We start from the raw sequence: 24896 nt of genomic DNA on the forward strand, positions 1-24896 counted from the left end.
AAGAACTGCTTTTTTAGAAAACGTTTTGCGAAAGGGTCTTTTTGGATAGGAAGACACCTTTTACAAATAGATAAATCAAGGAGGAATGGCGAATGAGAATGGCGGGGAAATGGATGTTTATCTTTACACTGACCCTGGGTATGATGCTGCCATCGTGGTTGATGGGTACAAAGGTGGAAGCCGCTGAAGATGGCGGATTATCGGATTTAATCATCTTTGAAAACGTACCACAGGCAGATTTAACGATGGAAGGGGATGAGTTTACTCTTTCCGCACTGAATGTGTATGAAGACGGACATTTTACAAAAGTGGAAGACGGACTCGTTTGGAAATCGAAGAATTCGAACGTTGCCACTGTGGAGGATGACGGTACGGTCACTTTTACAGGAAAACCTGGACGTACATGGGTGACGGTATCGAACGGTGATTTTAAAGATCGGATTGCCCTTGATTTTAAACCGGACCACTCCAAAAAAGGGAGGACGGAATTTAAACCGACCATCAAAAAGCAGGATGGTGATCGTTACGACCTCGTCCAACATGCTCTTTCCAACATGACAATGGAGGAAAAAGTCGGCCAGATGCTCATGCCTGATTTCAGGAAATGGGAAGGTGAAAACGTGACGGAAATGCTTCCTGAAATCGAAGAAATGGTACAGGAATATCATCTGGGTGGGGTCATTTTATTCCGTGAAAACGTTGTGACAACGGAACAAACAGCGAAGCTTGTTTCTGATTATCAAGCAGCCTCTGAAAAATATGGACTGCTTATGACGATTGACCAGGAAGGCGGAATTGTGACTCGTCTTCAGTCAGGAACGGACATGCCTGGAAACATGGCTCTGGGTGCTACTCGTTCCGAAGAAATCGCGGAAGATGTAGGGTCTGTGATCGGGGCTGAACTTTCCTCTCTTGGTATCAACATGAACTTTGCCCCTGTCATGGATGTGAACAATAATCCTGACAACCCTGTCATCGGGGTTCGTTCTTTCGGAGAAGATCCTGAGCTTGTTGGAAAAATGGGCGTGGCGTATACGAAAGGGCTGCAGCAACATGGAGTAGCCGCAACGGCAAAACACTTTCCGGGTCATGGGGATACAGCGACAGATTCCCACCTTGGACTTCCTGAAGTCCCATACGACCTTGAGCGGCTGAAGGAAGTTGAGTTGTATCCATTCCAACAAGCGATGGATGCGGGCATTGATGCGATCATGACTGCGCATATTACGTTCCCGAAAATCGATGATACGAAAGTAATCTCTCAGAAGGATGGTTCTGAAATTGCCCTTCCAGCCACTCTTTCTGAAAAAGTACTGACAGGTTTGATGCGTGAAGAGATGAATTATGATGGAGTCGTCGTCACTGACGCTTTGAATATGAAAGCTATCGCTGACCATTTCGGACCGGTGGATGCTGTTATTCGTGCGATCAATGCCGGGACAGATATTGCGCTTATGCCTGTAGGTCTCGAAGAAGTGGCTTCAGGTGTCTATGAAGCTGTCGAGTCTGGCGAAATACCGATGGCTACGATTGAAGATTCTGTTGAACGGATCCTTACCTTGAAATTGAACAGGGGAATCATCAAAGAAGAAATGCCTCAACCAATTGATGAGAAAATTGCAGAAGCGGAGGAAGTCGTCGGGTCAGATGCACATAAAGCGGTGGAAAGAGAAGCAGCGGAACGTTCCATTACACTAGTGAAAAATGATGGGGTTCTGCCTGCAGACGCATCGGGTGATAAACAAATCGTGGTGATTGGAAACTCCTTTATTGGTGATCTTGAAGAGGCTGTATCTGCTCATCATTCAAATACGACCTTAATCAAAACAGGGGAACGTGAATTAACAGCTGAGCAAAAGCAAACGGTGGCAGAAGCAGACAAGGTTATCTTCGGTACGTACACTTACAATGTGTACACGCGTTCAGCCACTCATCCTCAAATGCAGCTGATGCAGGATGTGATGGCAAATACCAATGCAGAAGTGATCGGAGTCGGCATTCGAAACCCTTATGACGTCATGGCTTATCCAGGAGTGGATGCTTATATCGCTCAGTACGGATTCAGAGATGCAAGCTTTGAAGCAACGGCTGCTACCATTTTCGGTGCGAACAACCCGACTGGACAGCTCCCTGTGACGATTCCAGGAGCTGATGGCGGCACTTTGTTTGAATATGGTACGGGGTTGAGTTACTAGTACATGACTTTTTAGGAAGAGGGGCTTCACGCCCTTCTTCAATATAATCAAAAGGGAGAGGTTTATTTTGAAAAAGTGGTTGATGCTTGCCTTGGTATTGATGATGACATGGTCGACATTCTCCGTTGTTTTCGCAGATCATAACGGCAATCCTGGTAAACACAAAGGGCACAATAAAAAAGCAGAGCCTTTCAAGCTTGGAGTGGAAGTCCTCTTAGATGAAGAAAAAGATCTGATTGAAGGCAAGAATGTAGGACTGATTACAAATCCGACCGGTGTTGATCAAAATTTGAACAGTATCGTTGATTTGTTACACAACGATGAGGATGTTAACCTTACGGCGTTATATGGACCGGAACACGGGGTGAGGGGCAGTGCTCAGGCTGGAGAGTATGTGGATTTTTATATAGATGAAAAGACAGGAGTTCCTGTCTACAGTCTTTATGGTAAGACACGCAAACCGACTCCGGAGATGTTAGAAGATATTGATGTGCTCCTGTTTGATATCCAGGATGTAGGGACACGTTTTTACACGTACATTTACACGATGGCTTATGCAATGGAAGCAGCTCAGGAAAATGACATTCCATTCATCGTGCTTGATCGTCCGAACCCGTTGGGTGGAGAAAAAGTGGAAGGTCCTGTATTGGATGAAGATTACAAGTCCTTCGTCGGAAACTATCCGATTCCGCTTCGCCATGGCATGACGGTCGGGGAGCTTGCGAAGTTATTCAATAACGAATTTGATATTGGTGCAGATTTGACGGTTGTGGAAATGCAAGGATGGAAGCGGAGCATGGACTATGATGAAACAGGACTTGAATTTGTCGCTCCTTCACCGAACATGCCGACTGTGGATACAGCTTTCGTTTATCCAGGAGCGGCGCTGATCGAAGGGACGAATGTTTCTGAAGGGCGCGGCACCACACGACCGTTCGAATTGATTGGTGCTCCTTTCATCAATAGTACGGATTTAGCTGCAGCGATGAACGCCTACAACCTGCCAGGGGTAAGGTTCAGAGCAGCATCCTTTACACCATCCTTCTCGAAGCATGCAGGGGAATTGACGCATGGCGTGCAGATCCATGTGATCGATCGTGAAGAATTCAACGCGGTAGAGACTGGCGTGCATCTTGTGAAGACGATTCATGACATGTACCCGGAAGACTTCCAATTCCGTGCGGAAAACTCAGCAGGTGTCTCCTTCTTCGATTATCTTATCGGAAACGGATGGGTCCGTGAAGCTATTGAAAATGGAGAGTCCGTAGAAGACATGAAGGACCAATGGGAAGGCGGACTGAAAGAATTCAACAAAGTAAGAAAACACTACCTCTTATATAAGAAGTAATAAAGGTATAAGGAAGAATTTGGCACACCAGGTCATCCATATTATGGATGACCTGGTGTGTATATTTTTACCATTAATCGGCAGGTGCTGATTCCAGAGTCTTAAGTGGAGGCAGATTTGTTACAAGAGGGGACATTTTATGATAAAATTTGGAAATATTCATACATATTTGACTAATGGAAAGTGAGGGAATTTGCATGGGTGCGCAATCATTGATAAGTAGTGTATGGAGCCGGCTTTGGGCCATGCACGACGAAGCGAAGGATTTATTGAAGTTTACAGTCACTGGGAATTCCAGCGGTTCATCAGCAACGAAGAAAACGAATCAAAAGACGGAAGGTCAGGACCCGGGTCCGTCCTTTGATACACGTCAAAAAGTAGGACTTTTTTTAGGACCGATTTTGTTTGCGCTTACACTTTTGTTTTTAGAAGCGGACGGGTTGTCGCAAAGCGCCGTAGCTGTGTTGGCGAGTACGGTGTGGATTGCTACATGGTGGATTACGGAAGCGATTCCGATACCTGCGACTTCCCTTCTGCCATTGATTCTTTTTCCTCTCACTGGAGGATTGGATGGGGGGATTACGGCTTCTTCCTATGGAGATAATACGATATTTCTCTTTATGGGAGGTTTTCTCATTGCCCTTGCTATGCAAAAGTGGAACCTGCATAAGCGGATGGCTTTGTTCATTATCGCATCCGTAGGAACAAGCACAGAACAAATCGTCCTTGGTTTTATGGTCGCAACGGGTACCTTGTCGATGTGGATATCCAATACAGCGACGGCCATGATGATGGTTCCGATTGGCATGGCCGTCATTTATCAAGCTTCTGAGCAATTGAAGAAAAAAGGGGAAGCGGTGGACCATGAAAATTTCAATTTCGGAAAAGCAGTTATGCTCGGGGTCGCTTATAGTGCTTCTATTGGAGGACTTGCTACTCTGATAGGAACACCGCCGAATACGATTTTCAAAGCTGTCGTTGAACAAACGTACGGAATAGAAATAAGCTTTGCTGGCTGGATGGCGTTCGGTGTTCCGTTGACAATTCTATTCCTGGCACTCGCATGGTTCTATTTAGTGAAAATTGCTTTCCCTATGAAAATTAAGGAATTACCTGGTGGGAGAAAAGTCATCGGAGAAGAGAGACGTGCGCTCGGGGTCATGAGTGTAGAAGAAAAAATCGTCATGACGGTGTTCGCTGTGACAGCAGTGGCGTGGATTTCCCGGTCATTTTTACTCGTACACATCAATGAAAATATTAATGATACGATGATCGCCATGAGCGCAGCCATCCTCCTTTTTCTCATTCCTTCCAAGAACAAGAAAGGGGATTACCTTCTGGATTGGGATACAGCGAAAGGGCTGCCGTGGGGAATCCTGCTTCTGTTTGGAGCAGGTCTAGCTATTGCCGCAGGATTCCAGGAAACAGGGCTAGCTGAATGGATTGGTACGCAGCTGACGATTTTAGAGGGCGTCAGTCTAATCTTGATTGTTGTTATCGTTGCAGCGCTAGTCATCTTCTTAACGGAAATCACATCGAATACAGCGACAGCGACGATGATGTTCCCGATTATGGCCTCTTTAGCCAGCGCCATTTCGGTTCACCCATACAGTTTAATGATTGCGGCGGGGGTAGCAGCAAGTTGCGCCTTCATGTTGCCGGTTGCGACACCTCCGAACGCCGTCGTTTTCGGAAGTGGATATTTAAGAATTCCGGACATGGCTAAAGCTGGCCTCTGGTTGAATATTGTCGCGGTCGTTTTGATTACCATCGCCATTTACTTTTACCTGCCGTTCGTTTGGGGGATCGATTTAACGACTTTCCCGGACCGTTTTAATTCATAAGAAAGGATGATGGATATGGAAGCTGCACAACCAAACAGACAACCGTACACGCCTGAACAGAGCGAATTTTGGCGTGTGACCATCGCTTTGATGTTAGCTTCCTTATCCATATTCTCCACGTTGTATGTTTTCCAGCCACTACTCCCTGTGTTTACAGATCAATTCCAAGTATCGGCTACGGAGTCCAGTTTTCTCATGTCTTCCTGTGTTATGGCTATGGTTGTCGGCCTTTTTGTTCTCGGCTTTTCTGCCGATCGATATGGCCGTGCTGTTGTCATGAAAGTTTCTTTGTTTATCACAGCTGGAACCCTCATCCTATTGCCATTGATTCCGACATTCGGATGGATAGTCGTGCTTAGGTTGATCCAGGGGTTCTTTTTAGCAGGCATTCCGGCAGCAGCAATGGGATATTTGGGAGATGAGGTAGCTCATAAACATCTGGGACTAGCTATGACCTTATATATATCCAGCAACGCCCTCGGTGGAATGGGAGGGAGAGTAGTTGGTGGATACGTGACGGATTTGCTTAACTGGCAGTCGACATTGTATATCTTTGCGGGTTTCGGGCTGCTTTCCTCTTTACTGTTTTTCATCCTTTTTCCGAAAGAACGCTTTTTCGAAAAAACAGATCAGGCCATTGGGGATGATTTGAAAGGGATGCTTGTCCACTTGAAAAGTCGTTCTATGCTTGTCTTGTTCTTAATGGGTGTGCTGCTTCAAATCGTTTTTACGGCCATTTGGACTTATCTCCCCTTTCACTTGCAGGGAGAGCCGTTCAACTGGTCCTTGAAATGGATTGCCTTCACTTACTTTGCCTATATTTTCGGAGTTCTCGCGCCCCCTCTTGCAGGACGGGTCTCTGATGTGATTGGTCTGAAAAAAGTCATGTTCACTGGTGTGACCGTCCTCATTGTTGGGGCGAGCCTAACCGCCCTTCCATCTGGAACGTTTGTGCTCTTGGGATTGTCTCTTATTTGCATGGGATTCTTTGTTGCTCATTCCATGGCTGCCGCTCTTGTCAGTAAATCAGCCACCCATCATAAAAGCGGGGCATCGGGCTTCTACTTGATCAGCTATTACCTTGGCGTAGCCATCGGCAGTACCGCCATCGGCACCCTATGGGAAAACTATCACTGGATAGGTGTTTTAAGTGTAACTCTCCTGCTCATCCTTCTATTTATCTTTCTGCCCTATTATCAGAACGATTGATAGAGTCATCCATTTTCTGGATGACCTGGTACACCTTATTTTGGTAATTACTCGTGTTATAATCGAGTGAAGATGGATATAGTAGGAGGAATCGTGTGGGTTGGATCATCTATGTGGCTGAGTTTGCTATTATGCTTTATTTATTTTTTAAAGTAAGGAATCTTGAGGAGATGATTGAAAAGCAGGAGTATGATCATCAAGAAATGAAAGTTTCCTTGGAACGACTTCATGAAAAAATGGATCAAGCTTCCCGTCATGAAGATAGATAAAAGATTTAAAGGAGAGAATAGAATGAGAGACGCACCTCTCGTGAAAGGAAATCAAGTAGATACCGAGACCAGGTGTGTGCACTATCACAGTGAGGTGGATGTTATCGCCATCCGTTTTTACTGTTGTGGGGAATATTATGCGTGTTATTCCTGTCATCAGGAGGAGGCGGACCATGAACCACAGCGCTGGCCGAAGAGCTCCTGGGATGAGCGGGCGATTCTTTGTGGCAGCTGCGACCATGAGTTGACCATTGATGAATATATGAAATCGTCTCAATGTCCTGTCTGTCAGCATGGTTTTAATGAAGGCTGCCGCCTGCATTATCCTCTATATTTTGATATGTAGCTTTAGATCTTGATGGGGGAGTATTCATATCTTCGGCAAGGCGGCAGGGGGAGAGGCCCTCGTTTTGAATCCAAGGGATTTTATGCCCTTAACCTTTTTGGTTAAAGAAATTGAAAACATGAAAAAGCTGAGTCTGTAACCGGACTCAGCTTTTTTTTATGTTATTCTCCTACAACAAACTCAAAGTTCCCTTCGAATTTAACATCTTTCCCTAACAGAACTCCGCCAGTTTCAAGGGCCGCATTATAGGTTAATCCATATGCTTCCCGATCGATTTTCCCGCTCACATCGAAACCAGCGATTGTGCTGCCATCCAGCGGGCTTTTGGAAGTTCCGTTATATTCAACGGTGAAGGTTTCCGTGTGAGTCATCTCTTTGATTGTGAAGTCGCCGGTAACTTCAAATTCATCATCTGATATTTTCTTGATGGAAGTGCTGCGGAACACAAGGTTCGGGTATTGATCGGCTTCGAAAAAGTCGCCGGAACGAAGGTGACCGTCGCGCTGTTCGTTCCCAGTATTAATAGAAGTCACTGGAATGGTAACGGTCACTTCGGCAGAAGGTAAATCATTGAGATCACCGGAAAATTCCACGTCGAATGTTTCAAATTCACCCTTCGCTTTGGATACCATCATATGTTTAATTTGGAAGTTCAAGCTGCTGTGGACTTGATCTAACGTTAATTTAGTCATTTTACATTCCCCTTTGAAATAAAATAGTTTGAATTCTAAATAAAACTATACGCTCCATTTATTTCGAAGTCAAGATATTTTATGTCGAGATATTTAAAATGTGCAAAAAAAAGCCCTGGACCTAGGGGTGTCCGGGCTGCCTGTAAGTGAATTCATTTGTTCATTCGAAAATGGGCATTCAGTTGCCCGCGGAGCATCCGCTCCATCATCTTTCCTTTGTGGGAAGACTGTAAATCTTTTCGGATCTCGTACGTTTGTACACCTTCTTCCCGTTTGTCAGCAATTTGCAAGAGGGTTTCAACATCAGAAAAGGAATACTTTCGTGTTCCTCTCTTGGTACGTTCTGGATAAATCAATTCCCTCTCTTCATAATATCGTATTTGCCTGAGGGAAAGGCCGGTGAGTTCATTGACTGTACCAATCGAAATGACTTTTTTGTGCTTGTAAGGTGACATCACTTCTCCTCCTCGATGTTGCGCCTCCTTATGGCCGTTCAATCCTTGAAGCAAGAGCTTCTAGCTCCGTTAATGTCAACGACTGGAGCATTTCATCAGAGGCTTGATACATCCCTGCATCAATAAGTTTTTGGATGTAATGTTCTTTCATACTTTCAACGGCGGTCCTCAAATGGTTTTTCATTAAGGTTCACTCCCGTATGTGTAGAATCTTTCCTTCTCTGGCGCAATGGATCGTCGGGTTGCAAAAGGGACCATGATCTCCTCCTATTCGTATCTGATGAATATAGAATAGCTGAAAAAAATCCATATGTCACTTAATGTGTTAGAAAATCTAACATAAAATAATTCACTTGTTATATTTGTTAACATGAACACATTCGACTTTTTTCACCTCTACCTCAGAGAAGGAAAAGAGATTATAATAAAGGAAAATAATTGGATAAGGTGGGAGCAACGATGGCTTTAATGACTTCAGATCTCACGATGACAGATGCGCTTAATAGCATAGGAGAGAGCATCTTGCTTGCAGACCACAATTATGATCTGGTGTGGATGAATGATGCGGCCCGTGATCTTTTCTCAGATATCGCTCCGTTATTCGGATACAAGAGTGCTGATGATTTAATTGGAGTAAATATGGATAAGTTCCATACCCATCCGTTTAAACAACGGAGTCTTATGGAAGGACTGGATAAGAAACACCAAGTGAGAATCAACATCAAGAATAGATTTGTCGCAGATACCGTGATCACTCCAATGAAAAATGCAGAGGGAGAAACAAGTTACTATACAATCATGTTAATGGATGTAACGACAAAGGCTGAAGAAGAGGAGCGGAAGGACCATCTTATTGAAACGCTTTCCATTCCTATTTTAAAAGTGTGGGACCATGCTGTGGCTGTACCGCTCATTGGTGATTTGGATGAAAAAAGAGTGGATCACCTGATTTCTTCTCTACTGAGAGAATGTACAGAGGGTGATATACAATACGCTTTATTAGATTTGAGCGGTATCCATAAGTTCAATGACCAGTTCAGCAGACACTTAAAACAGCTGAATCAGTCGCTTCAACTAGTAGGGACTGAATGTCTCGTGGTTGGGATCACACCAAGGCTGGCTCTTTCGTTTCAATACTTTGACAAGGGCCTGAAAACATTCAAAAATACGTATGCAGGATTACGTTATATCATCCAACACGATTCTTGAAAAGACTTGCCCATGGGCAGGTCTTTTTTGTGGTGTGTTTTAAATTTGAGGAAGTCATCAAAAATGGAAGGATTTTATTAAGTACGTCTGATCATTGAGTTTACGATCCGTCCATTTAGTGAAATATTGGGGTAAAAGGACGGTGGGGAACATGTGGATCAAACACTCATTCTTTAAGTACATCACAGCAGCTATACTTATTCTTATCTTGTATTATTTCTTAGAAAAGCTAGAGCTGTTGAATCCGGTCAAAACGATCTTTGGAACTTTATTTTATCCGATGCTGATTGCTGGGTTCCTTTTTTATATCCTGAGGCCTCTCGTGAATGCTATGGCAAAATCAAAATTCTTCCCCCTACCTGTGGCTATTCTGCTTGTTTTTGCAGTAATTGGGGGAATGATTTTCGGGGGAGTCCGTTTTTTGGCAGGTACGATAAAAAAACAGATTACGGATATATCGGAGCTGCCTGAAAAACTAAGACAGACGGCGGAAGAAGCAGGACAGAAACTTGAGGAAAACGATATGGGAATGGTCTCCGTTGTTTCGATTAAGCAGCGGGTCACTGAATATTTCGGTGGGTTGACTCAACAAATTGGGGAACACATGATGAGTGTTTTTTCCACCATTGCAGGAGCGACTACGGTCCTTATTATCGTTCCCTTCGTCTTGTTTTTCTTTTTGAAGGATGGCCATAAACTGGTTCCTTTTTTAGAAAGGGCCCTGCCTGAGAAACATAAACCACGCGGAGAGAAGCTGCTTAAGGATTTAGATTATACGGTTTCATCCTATATTATCGGACAAGCGACAATCGCAGCTGTGGATGGTGTTTTGACCTATATCGGTTACGTGATCATTGGACTTGATTATGCATTGATACTAGGGATATTTGTGATGTTGACGTGTGTGATTCCCTTTGTGGGTCCTGTCATAGGAGCGATTCCAGCGATTGTGGTTGCCCTTATGCAAGAACCCTCCATGGCCATTTATGTCATCATCACGTTCATTGTCGTTCAACAATTAGAGGGGAATTTAGTGGCCCCTTTAATCTTCGGAGAACGTTTGGATATCCACCCGTTAACAGTCATTCTGTTACTGGTAGTGGCGGCCCCCTTGTATGGTGTGGTCGGGATGATTATCGCTGTTCCTACGTATTCTGTTATAAAAGTATTACTGAAACATGGGTATGATTTTTACCGTCTTTATCACACCTGAAAAAACCGTCCAGGAAGTCTCCTGGACGGTTTTGGTTTTGTTCCTCAATTCTTAAAGTGAACATTGCTTATCGTAAACCCGCTCTTCGGTAGGGCCGGAATCTTTTTCAAACTGTGGCTGTAGTCTTGTTTTGGTACCTCATACCCTAAGTGTTTAGTCATGTACCGGAAACTGGCCTGCAGAACTTCAATGGTCGGCCATTCCCCTGGGCAGCGGTGTCCTGTATAATATCCGCCTCCACCTTGAGGGATCAAGTCGAACAATCCTCCATCCCAGTCGATGAACCTTTCAGGGTTGAACTGATCCGGATTTTCCCACACTTTAGGATCATGGTTGATGCCATAAATGTCGATCAAGACGAGCTGGTCTTTTTTAAACGGATACTGCTGCCATGTGAAATCATGGTCCACCCTTGCTCCGAGAAAAGGGACAAAAGGGAAGTAGCGCCGTACTTCCTGCGCGAACCGGAATAAATATTCGTCATCCAGGGAAACGCGTGTCTGAGTTTCTGGATGTTCATGAAGAGCGACACCGCCGAAAGCGATGAATTTGGATATGGCTACAAGTGGACGAATTACGTTCAACACTTCGATGGCTGCCATCCTAGCGTCTAACGGCTGACCTTCCAAATCTTTATGCATAGCCATCTCATATATAGCTTTTCCCTTTTCTGCATGAAGATCCCCTTGTCGCGCTTGTAAGATGAGGTCTTCTATCCATTCTTCCGACCGTTTTCGCGCTCTTCTGCTTTCAATGTGTTTCGGGCCGACCGCGCTGAATCCATCGATCATGTTACTCAAATCTCTGGTTCTTTTCTTTACCTCTTTTTCTTCTAATGGAATGCCGGCCCATTCGCACGCAGTCCGGCACAACAATTCACGGGACTCGTCGTAAAGCGTCACTTTTTTCATGCCGCTCCATTTTTTAGTGAAACGTGCCCAGTTTTTCGTCGTGATTTCATACAGTTCCTGCAGAGCCTCAGGAGTCATTAGTGACATGAACAGCAATTTGCGGTGAGTGTGCGCCTCTCCATCCATCGTCTGAATTGCATCTTCACCGAATAAAGTTTTCAATACTCTTTTAGGGAGCGCATTCTTTCGATTCATACGACTGGTGTCGTAAAAAAGTTTCGCCCCCTCGATTCCGCTCAGTAGAGCCACTTTTTCTCCAAGTACCCTCGTTTCATATACATCCAAATGGTGATTTTGCACGCGTTTTGGTATGAAGTTATAGCCCTCTTTAAAAATGGCGAGTGTATTGTCGATTGTCTTGTCTTTCGGCACCTTAACCGTCATTATGTAACGCCTCCTATACTAGCAATCTTCTAATCTTCTTTATTCCTTTTTCTTTACCAGAATAAACCGTCTTAAAAAACTTGATAAAACCTATTGAATTTTCATGCATGAAAATGTATAGTTACTAACTATCATGAGTTGTGTATTTATACTTTATTTTGCATAAAAATGACAGAGGAGGACGAATCATGGCTATTCAACAATCAAAAGTAAGCAGTATTCAAACATCCACATCCTATACAATGAAGCAATGGATGAAATTTCTTCTACCATCTTTGGTCGGGGTCTTATTATTCCTCGTTCCTATCTCTGTTGATGGACGGGTGACAATCGGACTTGGTTTAATGGCAGATGGACTTCAAGCAGCGATCGGTACCTGGATTCCTTTGTTTATGACCATTGTCATCTCTATTTCTGCCATTGGAAGTCTTGCAATCAAGGGCGCCAACAATACAATAAGAAATCATCCATTCATTGCAAATGTTTTTGATGTTGGACCGTTCTGGATGGTTTTGCGTTTCCTGGGAGCAGCTTTTGCTATCCTTACGCTTACAGAGGCAGGACCTTCCTTTATCGGTTCCGAACTGACAGGGGGCGTTGTCCTCTATGATTTAATTCCTGTGCTTATGGTTTGGTTTCTTTTTGCGAGTTTATTTATGCCGCTGTTGCTGGAGTTCGGTCTGATGGACTTGATCGGCACGGTCGTAAGAAAAGTGATGCATCCCCTTTTCAAATTGCCTGGTCGTTCATCTGTAGATGCGATGGCTTCCTGGATGGGAAGCGGGACGGTAGGTGTGCTGTTGACCACTCAGCAGTACGAGAATGGTTACTATTCCAAACGTGAAGCGGCAGTCGTAGCGAGTAATTTCTCCATTGCGTCCATTGCGTTCAGTCTGGTTATTGCTAAGTTTTTATCCATTGACCATATGTTTGTATCTTTTTACTTCACCGTAGTGATCTGTGGAATTGTAGCGGCGGTCGTTTGTCCAAGAATCCCGCCGCTTTCCTTGAAAAAAGAAACCTACCATGAGCCGGTCGGAAAACAGATTGATGAAATCGTGCCAGAAGGGACGTCGACGTTCAAATTCGGTCTTGACCAGGCGGTAGCCAAAGCGGATCAAGTGAAAAGCGCTGGATCAATCGTGAGAAAAGGGATTTTCAATGTAGCGGATATTTGGTTCGGTCTCATCCCGCTGGTGATGGCTCTTGGAACCATTGCCCTGGTCATTGCCGAATTCACACCTGTATTCACATGGCTTTCCTATCCATTCGTTCCACTTTTGAATCTGTTGCAAATTCCAGAAGCCGCGGAGGCAGCACCAGCGATGATCGTTGGATTTGCAGATATGTTCCTACCCGCAGTGGTTGGAAGCGGAATTGAATCAGAATTGACTCGTTTCATTATTGGAGTCATGTCACTAACGCAGTTGATTTACATGTCTGAAATCGGAATTCTTTTAATTAAATCCAAAATTCCAATCAACTTCTTCGAGCTTTTTGTGATTTTTCTGCAGCGTACGGTTATTACACTACCAATTGCCGCTCTGCTGGCTCATCTATTATTCTTTTAACAATGTTCTCAGGAATGGAGAAAATGTCTAAACCGTAAAACAAAAGTTTTAAAAAACATTCCTATTAAGGAATTAAAAAAACACCTTGAAATTTGCATTTAACATCAGGAGGAACATATGACACAGTATTGGACACATCGATTAGAACGGATGTCAGAGAGACTCGCTCCAAGTATGGCTAAAGATCATCCGAATTTGCCAGTAGTGAAAGAAGAAGGTTGTTACTATTACGGCGTAGACGGAAGGCAGTATTTAGATTTTACGTCTGGAATCGCCACGACAAATGTCGGTCACCGCCATCCGAAGGTAGTGGATGCAATCAAAGAGGGGGCCGACAGTCTTGCACATGGACCCTCAGGCGTCATTATCTATGAATCTATCCTAAAGCTTGCGGATCGCCTTGCTGAAATTATGCCTGGAAACCTGGACTGTTTCTTTTTTGGAAATAGCGGAACAGAAGCAGTAGAAGGAGCAATCAAGTTAGCTAAACATGTAACGAAGAGACCGTACATTGTTTCTTTCATTGGAGGCTTCCACGGAAGGTCAATGGGAGCTTTGAGTGTAACAAGTTCAAAGAGTAAATATCGTCAGTATCTGCATCCCCAAGGCTCTTATCACATTCCTTTTGCAAGAATTGAAGATTGTCCTAATGGGGAAGATCCGGAAGAGTACACGGTCCGTCAATTAGAGAAAGACTTTCAGCGGCTGTTTGACCATCAAGTAACTCCTGAGGAGGTCGCCGCGGTCATCGTAGAGCCCGTACTCGGCGAAGGGGGATATGTTGTACCTCCGAAAGCGTGGTTGCAAAAGCTGAGAGAACTATGCGATACGTATGATCTTTTACTCATTTTTGACGAAGTTCAGACGGGTTTTGGGAGAACAGGCGAATGGTTCGCAGCTGATACGTTCGGTGTGGTTCCGGATATCATGGCTATTGCTAAAGGAATTGCGAATGGATTGCCTTTGAGTGCTACGGTAGCTTCCAAAGAGTTGATGCATCAGTGGCCCCTTGGAAGTCATGCTACGACTTTCGGCGGGAACCCCATCGCTTGTTCTGCTGCTAATGCCGTTCTCGATGTAATGGAAGAGGAGAGCCTGCTAGAGAATGCGAAAAAGCAGGGAGCACATGCAGCCAATAAGTTAAGAGAGCTGCAGGACAAACATCCTGTGATTGGAAATGTTCGAGCGATCGGGTTGATGATTGGAATTGAAATCGTCGATCCGGTAACGAAGAAACCCGACAGTGAAGGGCTTTTTAAAATTTTGGATCAAGCACTGGAACAGGGGGTCCTGTTTTATTTTGGTGGCAATAAAACGGAAATCATCAGGATGATCCCTCCATTAACCGTAACAGAGGATCAAATTGACGAAGGGTTGAAGATGTTTGAAGAAGCATTGATTGCCTACGAAAAAGAGATAGGGCATTCTTCTATATCTGTAAGATAAAAAAAGGCGTAGCTGAACATTCAGCTACGCCTCATTTATTTACAATAGGGGAGGTCATTACATGGATAGGTTTCGCTCTTCCTTTCATCTTTTTGGGGGTTTTGGATAGTCATTAATGTTCTTTAATGTATCGATCAAAAAACGTAAGAGATCGGATCGGCTGACATGGGATGGGAGGAACAGTGGAAGATGTGTCCTGTACTCGGATAGAATCGTGAATCTGTAGGCTGGGAAAGCTTCTCAGACTTGATATCTCATCTTCTAGTGTTGTAGAGTATGAAAGAGCTTATCTAGGTCATTTTGCTACTTGAGTAGATATTTTGAACGAATCCTGACAAAGGAGGATTTTTATGGAAACGAAAGATTTGAATAAGGGGAATGGATGGGCATTGATTCCGTTCGGGGTATTCATCCTGTTGTTCATCGGGTCAGGAATATTGACTGGTGACTTTTATAAAATGCCTGTATTGGTGGCTGTTTTTGCTGCTATTCTCGTTGCCCTTTTCATGAATAGAAAAACAGCTTTTCAAACGAAACTGCAACAATTGACGGAAGGCGGAGGGCATTCCAATATCATTTTGATGGTGATCATCTTCTTATTGGCCGGTGCCTTTTCTACAGTCGCTGAAGGGATGGGAGCTGTTGATTCAACTGTCAATTTAGGTTTGAGTATACTGCCAGGAAACTTGCTTATTGTAGGTTTGTTTATTATCGCTTGTTTCATCTCTATCTCCATGGGGACTTCTGTGGGGACAATAGTTGCTCTTGCCCCTGTTGGTATGGGGATTGCAGAGCAGACAGATGTTGCGGTGGCACTGACGATGGGAGCGATTGTCAGTGGAGCGATGTTTGGTGACAACCTTTCCATTATTTCTGATACGACGATTGCGGCCGTCCGTACCCAGGGAACAGAAATGAAGGACAAGTTCAAAGCAAACTTCTTTATCGTGCTTCCTGCCGCGATTGTGACGGCTGTTATTTTTGGTGTGTTGACAACGGATGCAGCATCCACGCTTCAGGAGGACCATCCGTTCAATATTGTAAAAGTACTGCCGTATCTTGGAGTTCTTATTTTTGCCATCATGGGAATAAATGTAATCTATGTCCTTATGGGTGGTATCGGCTTTGCGGGTTTGATCGGCCTCATTATGGGAGACTTTTCAGTGATGGAATTTGTGACCCTTGTAGGAGATGGTTTTGCAGGCATGCAGGAATTAGCCTTGCTGGTGATTCTGCTGGGCGGCCTTGTGGAATTGATCCGTCAAAACGGGGGCATTGATTTTCTTCTTCAAAAGATAAGTCGAGGTGCTCATTCAAATCGAGGTGGAGAATTCAGCATTGCAGGGTTGGTAAGTGCCGTGAACGTATCGACTGCCAACAATACGATCTCAATCATGACAGCTGGGCCGCTTGCTAAACAAATCTCAGAAAGGTTTGAGATTGACTCGAAGAGGTCAGCGAGTTTACTGGATATCTTCTCAAGTTCTGTTCAAGGATTGCTCCCTTATGGTGCTCAAATCTTGTCCGTAGCAGGAGTAGCCAGCCTATCACCTGTCAGTATTGTCCCTTACTGTTTTTATCCCATACTACTTGCCCTATCCGGGGTTCTGGCTATTGTGTTTCGTTTTCCTAAATTTACGGTCCGAAATTAATGGGTTCAAAATAAAAGAATAGGGAATAATCACAGTACCAGGCGTTCCGTCTGGTACTGAATTTATGTGTTCTGGGTTTATTCTTAAAGAGGAGATTGATTTATGGAAGTTTCCATTGAAGCCATTAACCACAGTCACGTTGAAGTGTTGCATAAGTGGGAAATGGATGAAAAATTACAAGTGCAGACAGGTGTGGATGTTCCACGTACATATGAGCAATTTCTTAATGCTTATGAAGCCTACTTCAGTGGTGAAAAACCGAATTTGTACATGAAAGCTGTGGTTTTGGATGACCGCTTAATTGGAAAGGTGGAATTGTTTCGAACGCCAGAGAGGGATTTTATCGGTATGGTGATCGCAGAAAAGAGGAACTGTGGGGTTGGAACAGAGGCCTTGCATTTATTTCTTGAAGAAATTCAGACCCTTTTTGGCATGGAGAACGTTTTCGCTGAAGTTTATGAGGATAATCAGGGAAGCTTACGCTTTTTTGAAAAGAATGGATTTAGACCCACTGGGGAAATGACAGAGGAATGGTTTCGAGGTAGGAAAAGACCATTAGTAACATTAAAAAAAGAGCTGAAATAACGCCTGACCATCACGGACATGATGGGTCAGGCGTTTTTTTATTCAATGATCATTCTCTTATCATTTTTGTGTGAAAGAGCAGCTGCTTCATTGACGGAGGTCAACCGAAGGGCATCTTCTTTCGTAATGTCCGGGTTCTTTTGATGGAGGATATCGTCCACCCATTGCTGCATAGGGGAGTGCATGGCGGGAGGGAGGTCAGGGGACGTCCACTCATCCATTCCGTGCGTTCGGCTCTTGATCCGCACTTCGCTTCCTTCCACCATAAGTGTCCCGTTCGTTCCGTAAATTTCGAGCTGGAAAGGGCTTCCGGATGATACAAAACTTGACTCCAATACTGCCAGGATACCAGATTCATATTCTACCGTGGCGACAGAGTGGTCATCCACACCGCGCCCCATGAGTGAATGCAGCTGGGCAGACACAGCCTTGGGTTCTCCGGCAAGGCGATTTGCTAAATAAATCGGGTGGGCTCCAAGGTCGATTAATGTACCGCCTCCACATTGGTCCTTGTCAAAAAAACGGTCTGGAAGCCAGCCGTTTTTATGGTCTTCATTGGGTACCGCTCCATTATGGGCCACACGGCAGCGGATCATATTGACAGTTCCCAGTGTACCGTCATTGATGATTTTTTGAGCATAAAGACAATAACGGGAAGTTAATCTCGGTAAGGAGATCATAAATTTCACGCCAGCATTTTCAATAGTAGAGAAAATTTCTTCATCATCCGTTCTACTTAAGGAGAGGACTTTCTCTGTGTAAATATGCTTTCCGTGGTTTGCGGCGGCTGTGATGATTTCCTTATGGGCGTTTGTTGGACTTGTGACAATGACACCATCAATTTCTGGATCTGAAAGTACGCGTTCCAGTTGGTCATCAAAAGGTACTCCGAGTTCTTCCGCCCAGATTTTCCCCCGCTCTACATCTTCATCCCAAACTTTCGAAATGGAAACAGAAGGATTTTCGGAGGCTTCTCGTGCATAATCAACCGCATGCACGTGCCACTTACTTAATAAAGCTACGCGAATCATCAGTTCAGCTCCTTAATCGTTATCATTGATGGTAATCAAAGCCTGCTTAAGATCATTAAAGGTCTCCAGTTCCTCAAAATTCATTTCAGACTGGATGGCTGCGATCGCCATTTCTGTTCTTATTCCGGTCAACACCGTTCTCGTTCCCAGTAATTTAATGGTTTTGGTTAAATTGAACAAATCATTTATGAAAACTTCATTGAACGTAGCGATTCCTGAAAAATCAATGAAAAGCAGCCTTAATCCGTGCTCTTTGATTTTATGTAGCGTATGATCCTTGACCACATCGAAACGTTCCGTCGAAAATTCTCCAACTAATGGAAGAACGGCTTGAAATTCGTCGATCAGAACGACAGGGGTGGAAACGGAATTCAAATGCTTTTCCATTTCTTCATGTTCTCTTTCTTTTGTTTTATTATAACTGTCTGTCGTAGCTCGAATCGCAGCATCAAAGGCGTTCACAACTTCTTCCGCCACAACAAAGCCTTCTTCTATTTTTGCCTCCTGAATGAGGTTGGAACTCCTCATGTGCTTCATAAGAGAAAGACGGAAAACACTCAACACATCTACGGTTTGTTTTAAAAGGACCCCTTTAGAGTAGAGGTAATTTTCGGTGTCGTAGCCAATGGCAGCTGCATTCGCTTCATCCGGGTGCTGCAGAAGACTTTTGGCTACGCGGTCAAGAAGTAGACGCAGCATTTCAAAATGGTAATTCAGATCTTGATCTGTATAGTTGATTTGAAGCTTGTCCAAGGTTTTTGGGAGTAATTCGTTCACCAATGTGGTTTGGTTATCATTAAAATATTGGGCTAAACGTTCATTTAATCGTTCCATATCGTTCTCCTTCCATTAACGTTAGTTTTTCTTATACCCCATTTTATCTTAGTATAACGATGAATGTGAAATTTTCATCATAAATTTCTTCAGTTATTGAAGTGCGGGGAAATCAATCATGTACCTGGTACCAGAATGATTGAATGCAGGACCAGGTACAAGGGGGATTAGTGCCAGGTTTAGGCGTCCGTGCTCATTCCTAAAACTGCCACATATTGATTATCAAAAAGAGGGACAAAACCATTGTCTTTCCACGTCAGCGGGGTTTGAACCAAACCCAATCCATCTGCATTATATTGCCCTATAATTCGTTGGAAGGCGAACAACTCATAAACCCCGTCACCGTCGAAATCAACAGGGTAAAGGGTATTCAATCCGGAGACGGAGCCCTGGAGCGGTGCTTTTAATGTTCCGTCCTTATTATAAAGTTCTGATAGATAGTCTGAGTCTCTGTTGCTAAGGTTGATAATGAAAGAAAGACCAAGAGTTTTGTTCAGGACTTCAACTTTATACTGGTCTTGATAGTTGACTTCATATTCGTATGTTTCATCAAATGTTTCGTAGTCGAAAAGGACTAGTGCTTGGTTGTTTAAAAAAGAATACAAATAATAGAATCCATAACCGCCGCTTCCGCCAGAGTCCATGCTAATCAAGATGTCATCGACGCCATCCCCTGTGAAGTCCCCAAGAAAAAGTCGTGGTTGATAGGCCATGTTCGTTTGTAACGGGACGCTATAAAAAAGGTTTGTTTGGCCATCCTGAATGATCAGAGTGATGTTTATAATATAAGGACTGTCCGGTGTTTTTTCACCGACTAGATAAACTTGATCTTCGATAAAGTCTCCATTTACATCACCCTTAGCATAGGAAAGAATGTTTGAAGTTGCAGAGGGTTGCTGCTGCCTGTAGAAATAGGGGTACGTGTACATAAAACTGCCACCTTTTTTTAATACTTTATGCAAAATGGGCGCAATGTGACAATTCTGCAAGATATAAAAAAAGAGCCGTTTATAACGGCTCGGGAATCATTAAAGGCGGTTGAAGCCTTCCTGTTCAAGGAAGTTTACTGCTTCTTCATAGGAATTGAACGTGCCTTCCAGCTGTTCTTCCGCGTACACATGAAAGCCATCTTCTTCACGCATAAGAACCAGGGACTGGTCGTTGTCGTTCAGCCATTCCTCCATGACTGGATTTTTTTCAGCAGGGGAGAGGGACAAGGATTCGATCGCATCCCGGATCAACGTGCGGAGTTCATCGCGGCCGATCTCCTTTATATTGACCATCCCTTTGTCGTCTGTATCATAACCATCCATTTCACCTGCATAAACAAAACCGTTGCCATTCGGGTGGAGGCGGTAGACGACAATTTTTTTATCATAGACGCTCTCTTCATAATGGTAATTCACTCTTCCGAGGGAAATCTCTTTCTTATCAAGTTCAGGAAATTCCTCAATGATGTTCAGTTTTTCTTCAAATGTAAGCATAAGCTCCTCCTGAGGTGTTTTTTAGTAGCCCTAGTATAGCATAAGGAGAGGCGCAAACGCTTTGTTGCTTTCAGATAAAAATAATGGTATATTATTTGAGCGATGAGCTGTTTGTGTAAGACGAAGTACATGCTTTTTATAAAGCTAAACGACGAATGTGGTCGTCGGTATATTCGCGACAAAAATCGAAAGCCTTTCCTCACTGAGGAAAGGCTTTTTCTAATGGTATTTATTTTTTTCCGAAGTTCATGCGTGCGTAACGTCCACGCACCATTTGGTAGACGCCATATAAAATTAATCCAACCGCAGCAATTCCCAGTAATATTTGCCCGAAAGGCTGCTGGGCAATTTCAGAAAGTGCGCCGTCCAGCCCTTTGGCCTCGTCAGGGTTTGCAGTCAAGGCGGTTTGAATGAAAAAGAATCCGATGAGCCCGAGTACGATGCCCCGTGCGGATAATCCGAATTTCCCGGATTTTTCGGCTACATTCCTTTTATGACGGTCCATTTCACCTGTATTCATCTTTTTCATAAATTTCCCTGTGCTACCTTGATAAATTTCATAAAGGCCATACCCGATAACAATAGCTCCAAGAAGTCCGACAAGCCATTGACCAAAAGGTTGGGATAAGAGTTTAGCTGATAGCGTCTGTTCTGAATTACCGCTGCTGGAACCAGCATTGAGCGCGATTTTAATGGCATTGAATGCCAGAGAACCATAAATGATGGCACCAACAATGTAACCGAACCGAGTAATCAACCCTTTCCCATCCGTTCCTTCGTTATTGGGGTCCATGATGGATTTTGTAGCGAGCCAGGAAATATATCCGACCAAACCAATACCAATGATCCAAAGTAATATTTCTCCAAAAGCGACACCGGCAAGGGAGCGGAACAACCCGTTCGTTCCGGTGGTTTTTCCACCCACGCCAATAGCGGCCATCAGAGTTAATATGCCTATCAGGGCATAAACAATCCCCTTGGCCATGTAACCGACCCTTCCGAACCTCCTTACCCAAGGTTTGATTTCTTCACTTGCTTCTGAACGCTTGCTTTTGTTTGTGGCCATCGTAGAAGCCATAGTATCCCTCTCATTTCGTTAATATATTTTCTAATGTATTTCCCGCATTTATAGAAAAAGAAACTTTCCAAAAAAAAGAAGTGATATAATGCAAGGGAAAGAAAGGTGACAGGTTATGTACTTAACAGTTGAAGAAACAGCAGAATATCTCGATCTTCCTGAAGACTACCTCAGGCATCTGATTTAGAATCATAAAATTAAAGCCATTTATGATGGACATCAGTATTTGATTAATAAGAATCAATTCCACAATCATTTGGAACAGATAGAGAACTACCGAAAAATGATTCAAGAATATTTAAGTGAACCACTCCCTGAGGATCCGGATGTTAAAGATGAAGATTAATGAATGAAACAAAAAAGAAGCAGAGCCGTTTGAGCTCTGCTTCTTTTGGAATAAAGTGGACACAAAAACATGTTGATGTTCGAATATTATGAATACATATTCACTCTCGCGTAGCAATGGCTTCTATTTCCACTTTTGCTCCTTTAGGGAGTTTGCTAACTTCTACAGCTGCACGGGCAGGATACGGCTCAGCCAAATAACTCGCATACACATCGTTGACCACTGAAAAATTATCCATGGAATCCAAGAATATGTTCATTTTTACAACATTTTTGAATGAGAGGTCTGCTTCTTCCAGTATTGCACGAATGTTTTTCATAACCTGGTGTGTCTGTTCTGTAATATCACTAGAAACAAATTCCATTGTCTCAGGGTCTAGTGGAATCTGCCCAGAAATAAATACGATATGTCCAAGGTCTGTGGCCTGAGAATATGGACCAATCGCACTTGGTGCTTGATTTGTAGAAACAGCTTTAAACATGACTGCCACTCCTTTATGTAGGTTTCATTCATCCTATCATGATTTTTGTGATAGAGAAATAGAATCATTCCCCGGGAAATGTCGACAATATATCTAAAAATCTCTGTGGTAGTACTGAAAAATGGCGAAAAAGACTTATCCAGGAATATTTTTGTCCGATATTATACGTAGAGAACAAGGTGATAAATAGGAAGAATCATTATTTTAAGAAAATATAATGAAATAGTAGTTTAAAGTAGTTTATTTAGGGTAAGGTACGAGTGAAGGAGCTGAAAACATGCCTTATAAAGAACGTTTAGAACAGCAAATTGAAGAATTAAGAACGCGCATGTATGAGATTTACAACAATAATCCAACGGATGCTGAACTATTGAGAATTTCACAAGAGTTAGATGATTTATTGAATCGTTTTAGTGAACACAGACAATACCAATGCTCTAATTAAAATGAGATAAAAAGTACATAGGGCCATAGGTGTTTGAAACGCTGCAGCCACTATGGTATCTTTAAATCAATGCCACCCTTGCAATCGAAACGACTGCGGGAAACTTAACCATTTCTATAGGGTGGCAGGTTACATAATAAACTTGAAAACTTCTGCGTATATCGCAGGAGTTTTTTTATGCTCAATTGACCTTTCTATGCCTCGCATTGGAGTTTGAATTATTCATATAAGTAAAGAATTCCTCATGCAATCGCTTTATATTTAAGAAAAAAAAGATAAAAATATAAATATTCAGAAAAAGGGTTGTGATTCGACAAAATCATCGCTAGAATACTCCTTACATTCAAATTTGAAAGGAGGCTCAGCGATGATTACGTTTATCGCATCTATTGTTTTACTTGTCGTCGGATATCTTTTTTATGCAAAGGTGGTTGAACGAATTTTTGGGATCAATGATCGAACAAACACACCTGCATATGAAAAGAACGATGGTTTTGACTATGTGCCGATGAGCTGGTGGAAGGCGAGTCTTATCCAGCTATTAAATATCGCTGGGCTTGGACCTATATTCGGAGCAGTAATGGGAGCGTTATACGGCCCTGTGGCTTTTATCTGGATCGTTGTTGGCTCCATTTTTGCAGGTGCTGTCCATGACTATTTCTCAGGGATGCTCTCCCTTCGTCACGATGGCGCCCAATACCCAACGCTTGTCGGAAAATACTTAGGCCGCCCTGCCCGGTCTGTGATCAATCTACTATCTATTGGGCTTATGGTCTTGGTTGCAGCAGCATTTACTGCCGGCCCGGCTCAATTAATGGCAGAAATCACACCCCTGGGATTTTTCACATCTGTTTTAATTATTTTTTCATATTTTCTTATTGCAACCCTTTTACCCATAAACAAAATTATTGGGAAAGTGTACCCGATTTTTGGGGCAATCTTAATTTTCATGGCTGTCTCCATCGGAGTAGGAATGTTCTTCTTTGAGCATCCGATTCCTAATTTGACGGTCAGCAACCTGCATCCAGATGAATTACCGATCTGGCCGATGCTGATGGTGACGATTTCCTGCGGAGCTATATCCGGCTTCCACAGTACTCAAAGTCCAATTCTTGCTCGAACGTTGAAAAAAGAGAGTGAAGGAAGAAAAGTATTCTATGGCGCGATGATTGCTGAAGGAATTATCGCCTTGATCTGGGCCGCTGCCGGCATGACGTTCTTCGGTAATACAGGTGGACTTCAAACAGCACTAGCTGAGGGAGGGCCAGCCGGAGTTATCAATGAAATCAGCAGTACTACCCTGGGCACGCTTGGTGGTATTCTTGCCGTTCTAGGTGTCATTATCCTGCCTATTACTACGGGCGATACGGCATTGCGATCTTCACGTATGATGCTTGTGGACTTTGCGCGTCAGGTCAGTAAAAAGAAATTTGAAGGAAAGTGGACACCGCTATTCTTCGCGATTCCGGTTGCGATTCCAACATTCCTGTTAACACAAATGGATTACAGCTTCCTTTGGAGATATGTAGGTTGGTCCAATCAGGTGGTTGCGACAGTCATGCTTTGGACAGGAGCTATGTATTTATTGAAGAACCACAAGTTCCACTGGATCTGCAGTGTTCCAGCTCTTTTCATGACAGCTGTAGTAAGTTCTTATATTTTCTACGCTCCTGAAGGTTTTGGATTGGAGTATTCTACGTCCATGATCTTAGGTTCCATCATCTGGCTTGTCGTCGCAACATGGTTTGTATGGCAAGTCATTAAACAAAAAGTAAGAAAAGAAGATCCGATCATTACATCAAAAGCAGGATAATTCTAAAGCCGGTTAACCCATGGGTTAACCGGCTTTTAACCATTTATTAAAGATA

General features: G+C 43.4%; 24 protein-coding genes and 1 pseudogene. 15 read left to right on the plus strand and 10 right to left on the minus strand.

Annotated elements, in window-relative coordinates:
* Nucleotides 1-92 precede the first annotated feature (92 nt).
* From J0K78_RS11690 to J0K78_RS11715, 6 genes are all read left to right on the plus strand, one after another.
* Nucleotides 93-2195, plus strand: coding sequence for a glycoside hydrolase family 3 protein (locus tag J0K78_RS11690; protein ID WP_206947178.1), 2103 nt, complete (start codon nucleotides 93-95; stop codon nucleotides 2193-2195).
* 67 nt (nucleotides 2196-2262) lie between these two features.
* Nucleotides 2263-3543, plus strand: a complete 1281-nt coding sequence (locus tag J0K78_RS11695) for an exo-beta-N-acetylmuramidase NamZ family protein (protein WP_206947180.1) — start codon at nucleotides 2263-2265, stop codon at nucleotides 3541-3543.
* 197 nt (nucleotides 3544-3740) lie between these two features.
* Nucleotides 3741-5387 (plus strand): SLC13 family permease, encoded by a 1647-nt coding sequence (locus J0K78_RS11700; RefSeq protein ID WP_242517840.1) that lies wholly within the window; start codon nucleotides 3741-3743, stop codon nucleotides 5385-5387.
* A gap of 15 nt (nucleotides 5388-5402) precedes the next feature.
* The gene (locus J0K78_RS11705) at nucleotides 5403-6596 is read left to right on the plus strand and encodes an MFS transporter (RefSeq protein WP_206947182.1); all 1194 of its coding nucleotides are present in this window, start codon (nucleotides 5403-5405) and stop codon (nucleotides 6594-6596) included.
* Between the two features lie 95 nt (nucleotides 6597-6691).
* On the plus strand, nucleotides 6692-6865 hold the full coding sequence (locus J0K78_RS11710) for a hypothetical protein (RefSeq protein WP_206947184.1): 174 nt from the start codon (nucleotides 6692-6694) through the stop codon (nucleotides 6863-6865).
* Nucleotides 6866-6887: 22 nt separating this feature from the next.
* Nucleotides 6888-7211: a CHY zinc finger protein gene (locus J0K78_RS11715; protein WP_206947186.1), complete on the plus strand. Its 324-nt coding sequence runs from the start codon at nucleotides 6888-6890 to the stop codon at nucleotides 7209-7211.
* Between the two features lie 161 nt (nucleotides 7212-7372).
* On the opposite strand, the gene J0K78_RS11720 is transcribed toward J0K78_RS11715, so the two are convergent.
* The 3 genes from J0K78_RS11720 to J0K78_RS11730 form a co-directional block, all read right to left on the minus strand.
* Nucleotides 7373-7903, minus strand: a complete 531-nt coding sequence (locus J0K78_RS11720; protein WP_206947188.1) for a YceI family protein — start codon at nucleotides 7901-7903, stop codon at nucleotides 7373-7375.
* A 152-nt stretch (nucleotides 7904-8055) separates the two neighbouring features.
* Nucleotides 8056-8358 carry a MerR family transcriptional regulator gene (locus J0K78_RS11725; RefSeq protein WP_206947190.1) on the minus strand — a complete coding sequence of 101 codons (303 nt, stop codon included), beginning with the start codon at nucleotides 8356-8358 and terminating at the stop codon, nucleotides 8056-8058.
* Nucleotides 8359-8386: 28 nt separating this feature from the next.
* A complete protein-coding gene (locus J0K78_RS11730; protein WP_160914131.1) occupies nucleotides 8387-8542 on the minus strand; it encodes a Fur-regulated basic protein FbpA in 156 nt (51 codons plus the stop codon).
* 275 nt (nucleotides 8543-8817) lie between these two features.
* Between J0K78_RS11730 and J0K78_RS11735 the strand changes: the two genes are divergently transcribed.
* Together J0K78_RS11735 and J0K78_RS11740 are read left to right on the plus strand one after the other, a co-directional pair.
* A complete protein-coding gene (locus tag J0K78_RS11735; RefSeq protein ID WP_206947192.1) occupies nucleotides 8818-9567 on the plus strand; it encodes an STAS domain-containing protein in 750 nt (249 codons plus the stop codon).
* A 151-nt stretch (nucleotides 9568-9718) separates the two neighbouring features.
* Complete coding sequence (locus tag J0K78_RS11740; RefSeq protein WP_206947193.1) at nucleotides 9719-10780, plus strand: AI-2E family transporter; 1062 nt, start codon at nucleotides 9719-9721, stop codon at nucleotides 10778-10780.
* A 44-nt stretch (nucleotides 10781-10824) separates the two neighbouring features.
* On the opposite strand, the gene cypC is transcribed toward J0K78_RS11740, so the two are convergent.
* Nucleotides 10825-12075, minus strand: a complete 1251-nt coding sequence (gene cypC, locus J0K78_RS11745; protein ID WP_206947195.1) for a CYP152 family fatty-acid peroxygenase CypC — start codon at nucleotides 12073-12075, stop codon at nucleotides 10825-10827.
* A 188-nt stretch (nucleotides 12076-12263) separates the two neighbouring features.
* Here cypC and J0K78_RS11750 point away from each other — a divergent pair, with 188 nt between their 5' ends.
* From J0K78_RS11750 to J0K78_RS11765, 4 genes are all read left to right on the plus strand, one after another.
* On the plus strand, nucleotides 12264-13646 hold the full coding sequence (locus tag J0K78_RS11750; RefSeq protein WP_206947197.1) for a YjiH family protein: 1383 nt from the start codon (nucleotides 12264-12266) through the stop codon (nucleotides 13644-13646).
* A gap of 117 nt (nucleotides 13647-13763) precedes the next feature.
* Nucleotides 13764-15092, plus strand: coding sequence for an aspartate aminotransferase family protein (locus J0K78_RS11755; protein WP_206947199.1), 1329 nt, complete (start codon nucleotides 13764-13766; stop codon nucleotides 15090-15092).
* A 350-nt stretch (nucleotides 15093-15442) separates the two neighbouring features.
* The gene (locus J0K78_RS11760; RefSeq protein ID WP_206947201.1) at nucleotides 15443-16744 is read left to right on the plus strand and encodes a Na+/H+ antiporter NhaC family protein; all 1302 of its coding nucleotides are present in this window, start codon (nucleotides 15443-15445) and stop codon (nucleotides 16742-16744) included.
* 102 nt (nucleotides 16745-16846) lie between these two features.
* Complete coding sequence (locus tag J0K78_RS11765) at nucleotides 16847-17329, plus strand: GNAT family N-acetyltransferase (protein WP_206947203.1); 483 nt, start codon at nucleotides 16847-16849, stop codon at nucleotides 17327-17329.
* A 38-nt stretch (nucleotides 17330-17367) separates the two neighbouring features.
* Here J0K78_RS11765 and J0K78_RS11770 read toward each other — a convergent pair whose 3' ends face one another.
* From J0K78_RS11770 to J0K78_RS11790, 5 genes are all read right to left on the minus strand, one after another.
* Nucleotides 17368-18360, minus strand: a complete 993-nt coding sequence (locus J0K78_RS11770; RefSeq protein ID WP_206947205.1) for a Gfo/Idh/MocA family protein — start codon at nucleotides 18358-18360, stop codon at nucleotides 17368-17370.
* Between the two features lie 12 nt (nucleotides 18361-18372).
* Nucleotides 18373-19194 carry an STAS domain-containing protein gene (locus tag J0K78_RS11775; protein WP_160914148.1) on the minus strand — a complete coding sequence of 274 codons (822 nt, stop codon included), beginning with the start codon at nucleotides 19192-19194 and terminating at the stop codon, nucleotides 18373-18375.
* 179 nt (nucleotides 19195-19373) lie between these two features.
* Nucleotides 19374-20123 (minus strand): VCBS repeat-containing protein, encoded by a 750-nt coding sequence (locus J0K78_RS11780; RefSeq protein WP_206947207.1) that lies wholly within the window; start codon nucleotides 20121-20123, stop codon nucleotides 19374-19376.
* Between the two features lie 99 nt (nucleotides 20124-20222).
* Nucleotides 20223-20678 carry a hypothetical protein gene (locus tag J0K78_RS11785; RefSeq protein WP_206947209.1) on the minus strand — a complete coding sequence of 152 codons (456 nt, stop codon included), beginning with the start codon at nucleotides 20676-20678 and terminating at the stop codon, nucleotides 20223-20225.
* Between the two features lie 229 nt (nucleotides 20679-20907).
* Nucleotides 20908-21756, minus strand: coding sequence for a DUF1206 domain-containing protein (locus J0K78_RS11790; RefSeq protein WP_206947210.1), 849 nt, complete (start codon nucleotides 21754-21756; stop codon nucleotides 20908-20910).
* Between the two features lie 115 nt (nucleotides 21757-21871).
* Between J0K78_RS11790 and J0K78_RS20095 the strand changes: the two are divergent.
* A pseudogene (locus J0K78_RS20095) lies at nucleotides 21872-22102 on the plus strand (excisionase family DNA-binding protein).
* A gap of 100 nt (nucleotides 22103-22202) precedes the next feature.
* On the opposite strand, the gene J0K78_RS11795 reads toward J0K78_RS20095, so the two are convergent.
* Nucleotides 22203-22583: a RidA family protein gene (locus tag J0K78_RS11795; protein ID WP_206947212.1), complete on the minus strand. Its 381-nt coding sequence runs from the start codon at nucleotides 22581-22583 to the stop codon at nucleotides 22203-22205.
* Nucleotides 22584-22860: 277 nt separating this feature from the next.
* Here J0K78_RS11795 and J0K78_RS11800 point away from each other — a divergent pair, with 277 nt between their 5' ends.
* A complete protein-coding gene (locus tag J0K78_RS11800) occupies nucleotides 22861-23028 on the plus strand; it encodes an aspartyl-phosphate phosphatase Spo0E family protein (RefSeq protein WP_206947214.1) in 168 nt (55 codons plus the stop codon).
* Between the two features lie 367 nt (nucleotides 23029-23395).
* Nucleotides 23396-24841, plus strand: coding sequence for a carbon starvation CstA family protein (locus J0K78_RS11805; protein ID WP_206947216.1), 1446 nt, complete (start codon nucleotides 23396-23398; stop codon nucleotides 24839-24841).
* The last annotated feature ends 55 nt before the right edge of the window (nucleotides 24842-24896 follow it).

Source organism: Halobacillus sp. GSS1 (genome assembly GCF_017307035.1).
GTDB classification, from domain to species: domain Bacteria; phylum Bacillota; class Bacilli; order Bacillales; family Halobacillaceae; genus Halobacillus; species Halobacillus litoralis.